The organism is Clostridioides sp. GD02367, from assembly GCF_045900275.1.
GTDB classification, from domain to species: domain Bacteria; phylum Bacillota; class Clostridia; order Peptostreptococcales; family Peptostreptococcaceae; genus Clostridioides; species Clostridioides difficile_A.
In genome coordinates this window covers 113,401-123,493 of record NZ_JBJODK010000014.1, presented here as the reverse complement: position 1 = coordinate 123,493, position 10,093 = coordinate 113,401, and the positions used below count along the sequence as shown (strand labels likewise).

Here is a 10,093-nt window from a genome sequence, read left to right as displayed (position 1 = left end):
CTTTGCAAGTTCACAAATATGCAATAAATGTGGGTACAAAAACGAGGAAGTTAAGAATTTAAGTATAAGAGAATGGATTTGTCCTTGTTGTAATGTAACTCACGATAGAGATATAAATGCAAGTATAAATATACTAAAAGAAGGACTAAGACTAATAAGAGTTTAAAATAGATAACTTATGTAAGAACCGTAGGAACTACGGGGATAGCCTGTGGAGAATTGGTAAGACATATTTCAGTATGCAAAATTCTATGAAGCAGGAACCCTGTGACTTTAGTCATGGGAGGTTCAGGGAACAGGAAATAGCATTATGAAAAATAAGGGGGTAATTATTGAGGGAGATACTATAGTTGAAATTGAAGACATAAGAGAAGATTTGGATGGATATGATGTATATGATTACTTAGATAAAACTGTTATGCCAGGAATTATGAATTGTCATGTTCATTTGACAATGGAGCCAGTTGGAAATCCAAAAGTTTATTATGAGAATGTATCAGATGTAGAGCTTGTGGTAAATACAATAAAACAACTTGATGCTTACTTGGATTCAGGAGTAACATATATTAGAAGTTTAGGTTGTCCTAAATATGTGGATGTACAACTTAAAAAACTTGTAGACAAAGGGTCTATAGATGGTCCTGGTATAGTTGCTTCAGGTCCAGTTATATGTATGACAGGAGGACATGGATATTACTTTGGGATTGAGAGTGATGGTATAGATGAATGTAGAAAATCAGCTAGAACAGTCTTAAAGAATGGAGTAGACTGTGTAAAGATAATGGCAACTGGAGGTGTAACGACTGATGGTGTTGAGCCAGGTTCACCACAATTGACTTTGGAAGAAATGAAGGTTGCTGTAGAGGAGGCTGTAAAAGCAGGAAAAATAACTGCTACGCATGCACAAGGTAGAACTGGTATAAAAAATGCAGTACTTGCAGGAATAACTTCTATAGAACATGGTGTTTATTTAGATGATGAGATAATTGATTTGATGCTAGAAAGAGAAACATACTTAGTTCCAACTGTGGCTGCTCCATATTTTATTCTAAATGCAGGAAAAGAAAGTGGAATAACTGAGGCGACTCTTAGAAAGTGTGAAATTGTCGCTATTCCACATAAAGAATCATTCTTAAAAGCGTATAAAAAAGGAATTAAAATTGCAGTTGGCTCTGATGCAGGAACTTCTTACAATGAACATGGGAAGACATATTATGAAATGAAACTAATGTCAGATTATGGTATGGATAATATGGATGTAATAGTGGCTGCTACAAAAACTGCATCTGAACTTTTAAGAATTGATAAAAATTATGGAACTTTAGAAAAAGGAAAGAAAGCAGATGTTATAGTTGTAAATGGAAATCCTATAGATAATATAGATGTATTAGCTGATGTATTAGCAGTATTTAAGCTTGGTAAAAAAGTTAGATAGAAGTCAATATAAAAATAAAAAAGAGCGTCTAAAGTTATTTTACATAGGCACTCTTTTTTATTAACAATAATCAAATATTTTATATTTTAAAAACTATATGCTATTTTATATTTAAATATAGTACTTTAAAATTGTTTTATGCAATATAATCTATAGAATCTACACATACAAAGTATATTCTTGAGTCATTAGAGTTTCCAAGTACTAAAACATCATTTTTCTTACCTAAAACTTCAACACCAGTTAGAACTAAACTACCAGCTACTACAGTAACTTGATTATTTATTTTAGAAGTATAAAGGTTGTCAAGTATACCTTTATTACAACAACAATCATCACAATCACAGTTGCAATTACAATCTTTATATTGTTTTTTATCAAGATAATATCCTAAAGCTGCCACAAAATCATTATAATCTCCAGGTGCAACATTAAAAGCAACAGCTTTAAGAGAACATAATGATGCTAAATCTACAGTTGTTAGTGGATTGATTGTAGCAACTATATAATCAATTATATCATCAAGTATTGAATTTAATATACCTCCTAGGTCTATATTAGCAGGTACTGCTGCCTCTATAAGAGCAACTAATTCAGCTATACCTGGAATAGTGCCAATTGAACTAACTAATCCGCCAAGTGTCAATGGAATTGGTTTAGGATAATATATTTGACCAGATATATCTATTAAATCGCAGTTACAAGCTGAAAATCTTTTAAAAGTAGCATTAAGTCCAGATAGATTATCTTTTGGAGGTAGAGAGTAATCTATACCTACTAAATAAGCACCAACTATAAAGAAATCTGAAATAAAAGCAAACTGATTAAAATTAACAAAAGGTCTTATAGCATCATATCTTAAAAGTTCTAATGCATCTTTCATACTTTTTTTGCAGCAGCAATGTTCAGCTACTTTAGGCTCTTTACATTTGTTTGGATAATTATAGTATCTATCCTCTGTTTGATAATTGTCATAATATCTATCCTCTATTTGATAGTTGTCATAGTATCTATCATTTGTATTTATATAACCTTCTTCATATTCTTGAGAAAATCTAAAATTTTCTCTACATTTATTATTTTCCATTAAATGAACTCCTTTTATATTTTGATTTGAATATATAGATGATTAAGTTTATCTATATAGTAATATTATATTTAATATGTAAAAAAATGTTACAAAAGATATTATAAAAGAATAAAAAAAGGTAATTTGTCAAATTATAGTATGAATTTCTAGGATACTCTATTTTAAAACAAAAAACTTTATATAAAAAAGGTTTATATGTTATATTTATATAAATATATCTATAAACAAGAAGGGAGCAATTTAATAAATGATTGAGGTTAATAAATTATGCAAGTCTTTTACAAGGGTCGTAAAAGATGATAAGAATAAAAATTCAATAAGAAAGTTAAAGAAAATAAAAACTAGAAAAGAAGAGTTTCTTGCTGTGAATAATGTTTCTTTTAAAGTTGCAGAAGGAGAGATTGTGGGAATATTAGGTCCAAATGGTGCAGGAAAAACGACTTTGCTTAGAATGTTAGGAGGAATATTAACACCAACATCAGGAGATATACGTGTTTCTGGATATGATTATTCAATAGATAGAAATTCAGCAAAAAAAGAAATAGGATATTTGTCTGGAAACACAAAGTTATATGGAAGACTTTCTCCTAGAGAGCTTCTAACAACTTTTGGAAGCTTATATGAAATGACAAAAGAAGATATAGAAGAATCGATTGAAAATGTTATAAAAATAATGGATATGAGTGAATTTATAGATAATAGAATTGAGAATCTATCAACTGGTCAGACTCAAAGAACGTCTATAGCTCGTTGTTTAATACATTCTCCAAAGGTGTACATTTTTGATGAACCAACATTAGGGCTTGATGTTTTAAGTAGTGCATCTATAATAGACTTTATGAAGAATGAAAAACTAAGAGGTAAAACAGTTCTTTATTCAACTCATTATATGGAAGAAGCAGAAACTTTATGTAATAAGATTTTTATGATTCACAATGGAAAAATAATTGCATCAGGAACACCAAATAGTTTGAAAGAGGAATCTGGAGTAAACAACTTGAGAGACGTATTTATAAAACTTGCTAGAAAGGAGGAAGTTTAGATGAGAAGTAAGATTGTAAAATACATATTTAAAAAAGAAATGTTGGATATATTGAGAGATAAAAAGACATTATTTATGATGATTGTTTTACCACTTCTTTTGTATCCTTTACTTATGCTATTAATGATGCAGGTAATGAATATGTCTGCAAATAGTATGAATAGCAAGGATATTAATATAGCCTTTGATAATAAACCAAATAAAGTATTAGTATCGATGATTGAAGATAATAATTTAGGTAAAGATACTGAAAGCAAAGATAATGTAAATGATAAAGGAAAAATAAGAATACTTGATGTTGATGATTATAAAAAGTCATTAGAAGAAAATAAAATTGATGCTTATATAAAGATAGAAGAAAAACAAGCATCTACAAGTTATAAAATATATATGAATTCTTCTCAAGAAAACTCTTCTAATGCAGTAAAGAGAATAGAAACTGTTTTAGATAAATACAAAAGACTTACTGTAGAAAAAAAATTATCTGATAAAGGTTTAGATGTACAATCTACATTAGAGCCTTTAACATATAGCACTGTAGATGTTGCAAAGACAGAAGAAGTAGCAGGATATTTTTTAGGACAAATATTGCCATTCATACTGATAATAGGAGTCTTGCTTGGTTCAATATATCCAGCAATAGATGTTATGGCTGGGGAAAAGGAAAGAGGTACATTAGAAACTCTATTTACGCTTCCAATATCAAATTTAGAATTGGTTATGGGAAAATACATGGCTGTTTCTCTTAGTGCAATAGTAACAGCAATTTTAAATATTTTATCTATGGGATTGACTATGGCATTTATTTTAATTAGTGGAGGTCTTAGCAGTCAACTTGGCTTTGGAAATTTCAATTATGGAGATTTAATTTTACCAATTGTAACTACTTTAATCTGTATATGTCTGTTTTCAATGGTAGTAGCAGCAATAAGTATGTGTGTATGTTCACTTGCAAAAAGTTTTAAAGATGCTCAAAACTACATAACTCCTCTTATGTTAATTATTATGATACCATCATACGTCTCTATGATACCAAATATAGTGTTGGATAGGGTAACATCTGTAATACCTGTGGTAAACATATCACTACTTATAAAAAGTGTATTATCTTTTAAAAGTGATTTAAATTTAATAGCTTTAGTTTTGGTATCAAATATAGCTTTTGTTATATTGGCAATCATATTACTATCTAAGATGTTCAATTCAGAGGAAATACTTTTTGGTAATAGTAAGAGTTTTTCTTTTTTAGAGAAAAGATGTAATATAAAAAAAGGCTCTATACCAACTATAAGTGATGGTATTATTTTATACGCAGTGGGATTAGTTCTTTTAATTTATGTTGGTTCTTTAGTACAAATTAAATTTGGTATGGGTGGTATCATAATGACACAATTTATGATAATTTCATTACCATTAATATTTGCATACTATATTAAAGCTGATTTTAAAGAAGTGTTTAGCTTGAGAGTTCCTAAGTTAAAACATATACTTGGCAGTATTGTACTTTGGATTGGTGGATATATTCTTATTATGATTATAACACAACTAATTTTATTCTTGTTTCCTCAAAACATGGAAGTTGCTGAAAGTTTAAACGAAACCCTGTTTATGAAAGATAAGTTTTTATTAAATTTACTAACAATAGCTTTATTGCCAGCTATATGTGAAGAAATATTTTTTAGAGGATTTATATTTTCTTCATTTAGTAAATCAAAAGATAAGAATAAGTCTGTTAAGTTGGCTATAATATGTAGTGGAGTATTATTTGGTATTATGCATATGGATTTTATAAGAATAATTCCAACCTCTATACTGGGTATTATATTTGCATATAGTGTATATAAATCTGGTTCCATATTTGTATCGATGTTATTACATTTTTTAAATAATGGTATAGCAATTGTAGTAAGCCATTATACAACTGGAAATGTAGCCAATCTGTACAAATTTATTGAGGTCGATTTTGCCAATTTAAATATACTTAAATTTGTCTTAATTCTTTTAATAAGTTTTATATTAGTTGCATTGGGAGTAAGAATTTTATATAGAAAATCTTTAAAAAGTTAAATGTAGATTTACTATATATATTAAATATTGATTAGCACTAAAGTATATAAATATATCTTATATATAAAATACTTTAGTGCTATTTTATATATTCTCTTTATCTTTTAATTATATAAACTCTTTATCTTTTAATTATATAAACTCTTTATTGTTTCATTTATATAATATTTTCATTATATAAATGAAACAATAAAGAGTTTTAATTTTATAGATTTATAGTTAAAAAATCAATTATGAGGAGATATATTAAAAAATTTAAATTAGATATTTTTTAATTTACTTAGGGATAAAATTTAAAAATTAGTTTGTCGAAATAAATATAGAAAGAAAAAACAGAAAAAATAAAGTATGAATATGTTGCAAATACTATATTTTGGGAAAAAGTAGTCATTTCTTGTAAAATGGATAGTTTATATTTATTTTAAATTTCATGAAATTTTCAGTTACTATAATTATAGAATGTAGTATATTAGTTGTCTTAACTATTGATTTATACATTTCATATCGGTATAATATAAAATAAATTGGATTATTTTGGTATATAATTATTGATAAAAGATACTTATTTTTCTTCAAATTATCTGAAAAATTTTATTTTTATATTATAATTTTACTATTTTCTTTTCAAAACTATCCATTTTACAAGAAATGGAAACTTTTGGGATATACTTATTTGCTAATGGTTTATAATAAAATAGAGGTGTTTTAATGGGAGGAAATTTTTATGAGGAATTTACAAAAAAAATTAATGTTTTTTTTATTTATATGTATAATTTTACAGATTATACATACAATACCAGTTTATTCTTTAAATGAATTTTATCAAAATAACTCCCTAAGCAATTTTGAATCTATTATGTTTAATAATCAATTTATTAGCAAATATTCATTACAGATAATATGTATTATGACTATGATATGTATAATGCTTATACTATATATAATATATGATAAATTAAGGTTTAGAATTAAATTGCAAAAGGTAGCTTATACAGATGGTCTTACAGGAGCAAGTACTATGGATAAGTTTGTGATTGATGCTAATAAGATATTATGCAAAAATACTCAAGAGAAATATGCTTTATTGTATATAGATATTGATAAATTTAAATATATAAATGACCTATTTGGATATGAAGTTGGAAATGAAATTTTACGTAACTTAACTAAGATTATTAAAAATAATATATTTGAAGATGAGATATTTGCAAGAATATCTGCTGATAATTTTACTATAATTATGAAATACATAGAAGAAAAAGATATAACAAATAGATTGAACATTATATTTGAAGAACTAGATTTATTTAATAATAATCAAGAGGAAAAGTATAAACTGGTTTTGAGTTGTGGAATCTACTTTATACTTTCAGAAGATAGAGATATTAATTCAATTATAGATAGGGCTAATATACCTCATAAAATGGCAAAAGGAGGACATAAAAGTTCCTATGCATTTTATGATAATAAGATTCATGACCAAGAAATAAAAGAAAAAGAGATGGAAAATACGATGTTTTCAAGTTTGGAAAATAAAGAATTTATTGTACATTTGCAACCCAAAATAGAACTTGATACAGGAGAAATACAAGGTTCAGAAGCTCTTGTTCGATGGAAAAGTTCTAATAAAGGTTTAATACCTCCAAATGAATTTATTCCATTTTTCGAGAAAAATGGTTTTGTAATAAACTTAGATTTATATGTACTTGAAGAAATATGTATACAGCTTAGAAAATGGATTGATGCAGGTATAAATCCAGTTACTATTTCGGTTAATGTCTCAAGGATACATTTATATTGCAATAATTTTATAGAAACATATAAAAATATAATTGATAAATATGAAATACCTGCAAAGTATATAGAACTTGAACTTACAGAAAGTATTATATTTGATAATTTTGACATCTTAATTGATATAATGAACAATTTAAAAAAAATAGGATTTTTGATATCTATGGATGATTTTGGTTCAGGGTACTCATCATTAAATATGTTAAAAGAAATTCCTATGGATATTTTGAAGCTTGACCAAAAATTTATTATGGAAACTTATAATAGCAATAGAAGTAAGATAATTGTTACTAAAGTTGTAGAAATGGCAAAAGAATTAGGAATGAAAGTGGTATCAGAGGGTGTTGAGACAGAAGAGCAGTTTCAGCTCTTAAAGGAAGTAAAATGTGACATGGCACAGGGATATCTGTTTGGAAAGCCAATGCCAATTGAAGAATTTGAAAAATTGATTATGTATAGCTCAATAAAATAGGAATTAATCTATATTATAAAAATCTAATAAATTATGTTAAAAATGAACTCTAATACAGTGTTCATTTTTTTGTGAACTTTTTTATATACTTTTTAAGATAGTAAAATTATTTAAGATTAAAAGGAAATAATTATAGCTTTGATTATAGATATATAGTAGGCATTTTTATAAAAGCATAGTATGAAAAAATATACAGAAATATTTTCATAATTTTATTTAAAAGTAATTGACATATAAGTTGTATTATTATATTATTGTATTAAGTTATTAATACAATAATATAAACAAGGAGGTATAAACATGGAATGGGAACTTGATAATAATAAGCCTATATATATACAATTAGTAGAACATTTAAAATTGAAAATAATTTCAGGTGAGATTGAAATAGGATCTAAACTAGAAACAGTAAGAGCACTAGCAGAAGATGCTGAAGTAAATCCAAATACAATGCAAAAAGCTCTAACAGAGCTTGAAAGACAAGGATTAGTTTATAGCCAAAGAACTAAAGGAAGATTTGTAACAGATGATAAGGAAAAAATAAAAGCTATGAAAGCGGAAATAGCTAATGTTGAGATAAATACATTAAAAGAGACTTTAGAAAAACTTGGGTATGATAAAGATGAAATGATAAAACTTATTACAGAAAATTTGAAAGGAGAATTATAAAATGGATAAAAATATAAATAATATTTCTCAAGATGGAATAGTTGAATTTAAAGGTGTAAATAAAAGTTATGGAACTAAAAAGGTTTTGAAAAATGTTGAATTGAATATACCAAAGGGAAAGATAGTGGGATTGTTAGGTCCTAATGGAAGTGGCAAAAGTACAATGATTAAGCTAATAAATGGATTATTACAGCCTGATAATGGTGAAATTGTAATAAATGGAATGAAACCATCAATAGAGACTAAGAAAATAGTATCTTATTTACCAGAAAGAACTTATTTAAATGACTGGATGAAGGTATCAGATTTACTGAAATTTTTCTATGATTTTTATAGTGACTTCGATGTTAGAAGAGCAAATGAGATGATTAAAAGTTTAGATATTGATGTGAATGAAAAACTAAAAACAATGTCTAAAGGAACCAAAGAAAAGGTTCAACTTATCTTAGTTATGTCAAGAAAAGCAAGTATATATATCCTGGATGAACCTATTGGTGGTGTTGACCCAGCTGCAAGGTCATATATACTTAAAACTATATTAAAAAATTATTCTGAAGATAGTACTTTACTAATCGCTACTCACTTAATAAGTGAAATAGAGAATATATGTGATGAAGTAATATTTATATCTAAGGGACAAATAGTATTGCAAGGAGATGTTGAAACAATAAGAGAAGAAAAAGGAAAATCTATAGATGCATTATTTAGGGAGGAATTCAAATGTTAGGTAAATTATTAAAATATGAATTAAAGGCAAGTGGAAGAACATTTATACCATTATATATAGCTATATTGGTAGTAGCTGTATTCAATGGAATATTTATAAACACAGATATATTCCAAATACAGGGAATAGGAATACTGGTATTGACGAGTCTTTTCATGGCATTAGGTGTTTTAACTATTGTAGTTACAATTCAAAGATTCAGAAAAAATCTTTTGGGTGATGAAGGGTATTTAATGTTTACTCTTCCTGTTAGTACTAGTTCACTTATTTTATCTAAATGTATAACAGCACTTATATATGCTGTACTTAGTTTTATAGTTGCAATGTTCACATTTGGAATGCTTATGCTTTTTAGTGCTTCTGGAATACACTTACCTGAATTTTTAGATTTTTTTAATACTGTTTTTACAAAAGGTTCTGAATATTTTTTAGATGTTGTATTATTTTCAGTAACAATGCTTATTTCATATTCATCATTTATTTTGTTATTATATACATCAATTTCAATGGGTCAATTGCCAAGATTTAACAAGCATAGAAATATAGTAGCATTTGTTTCTTTTATAGCTATAAATATAGTAATATCAAGTGTTGGAAATGCTATAGAAAGAATTTTACCACATAAAGATACAAATATGATATACCATTTTTATCAAAGTCCTCATTTTGCACTTGCAATGCTTGGGAGTATTGCAGTTGTAGTAATATTATTTTTCGCTACAAAATATATATTAGATAAAAAATTAAATTTAGAATAGATATTTTTATAGAGAGCCATCTTTTGAGTAATGTTCAAA

General features: G+C 26.7%; 9 protein-coding genes. 8 read left to right on the top strand and 1 reads right to left on the bottom strand.

Translation table 11 applies throughout. The annotated features are described in order from the left end of the window. A partial coding sequence (locus tag Q3223_RS16400) for a zinc ribbon domain-containing protein (RefSeq protein WP_407812211.1) occupies positions 1 to 166 on the top strand: 166 nt, incomplete at its 5' end. Between the two features lie 144 nt (positions 167 to 310). Next, positions 311 to 1,435 carry an amidohydrolase family protein gene (locus tag Q3223_RS16395; RefSeq protein ID WP_141668765.1) on the top strand — a complete coding sequence of 375 codons (1,125 nt, stop codon included), beginning with the start codon at positions 311 to 313 and terminating at the stop codon, positions 1,433 to 1,435. A gap of 136 nt (positions 1,436 to 1,571) precedes the next feature. Here the strand turns inward: Q3223_RS16395 and Q3223_RS16390 are convergent, their stop codons facing one another. After that, positions 1,572 to 2,522, bottom strand: a complete 951-nt coding sequence (locus Q3223_RS16390) for a CotA family spore coat protein (protein ID WP_054270101.1) — start codon at positions 2,520 to 2,522, stop codon at positions 1,572 to 1,574. Positions 2,523 to 2,772: 250 nt separating this feature from the next. Here Q3223_RS16390 and Q3223_RS16385 point away from each other — a divergent pair, with 250 nt between their 5' ends. The 6 genes from Q3223_RS16385 to Q3223_RS16360 all read left to right on the top strand — a co-directional run bounded on the left by Q3223_RS16385 (position 2,773) and on the right by Q3223_RS16360 (position 10,054). Beyond that, positions 2,773 to 3,567 (top strand): ABC transporter ATP-binding protein, encoded by a 795-nt coding sequence (locus tag Q3223_RS16385; protein ID WP_407812210.1) that lies wholly within the window; start codon positions 2,773 to 2,775, stop codon positions 3,565 to 3,567. Continuing rightward, positions 3,568 to 5,634, top strand: coding sequence for an ABC transporter permease subunit/CPBP intramembrane protease (locus Q3223_RS16380; RefSeq protein WP_167641100.1), 2,067 nt, complete (start codon positions 3,568 to 3,570; stop codon positions 5,632 to 5,634). It abuts the gene before it with no gap. A gap of 724 nt (positions 5,635 to 6,358) precedes the next feature. After that, positions 6,359 to 7,900, top strand: coding sequence for a bifunctional diguanylate cyclase/phosphodiesterase (locus Q3223_RS16375; protein WP_054270104.1), 1,542 nt, complete (start codon positions 6,359 to 6,361; stop codon positions 7,898 to 7,900). A gap of 300 nt (positions 7,901 to 8,200) precedes the next feature. After that, the gene (locus tag Q3223_RS16370; protein WP_074179812.1) at positions 8,201 to 8,569 is read left to right on the top strand and encodes a GntR family transcriptional regulator; all 369 of its coding nucleotides are present in this window, start codon (positions 8,201 to 8,203) and stop codon (positions 8,567 to 8,569) included. A 1-nt stretch (position 8,570) separates the two neighbouring features. Continuing rightward, a complete protein-coding gene (locus tag Q3223_RS16365) occupies positions 8,571 to 9,296 on the top strand; it encodes an ABC transporter ATP-binding protein (protein WP_054270106.1) in 726 nt (241 codons plus the stop codon). Further along, a complete protein-coding gene (locus tag Q3223_RS16360; protein ID WP_054270107.1) occupies positions 9,290 to 10,054 on the top strand; it encodes an ABC transporter permease in 765 nt (254 codons plus the stop codon). The genes Q3223_RS16365 and Q3223_RS16360 overlap by 7 nt, the downstream gene beginning before the upstream one ends. Positions 10,055 to 10,093 lie beyond the last annotated feature (39 nt).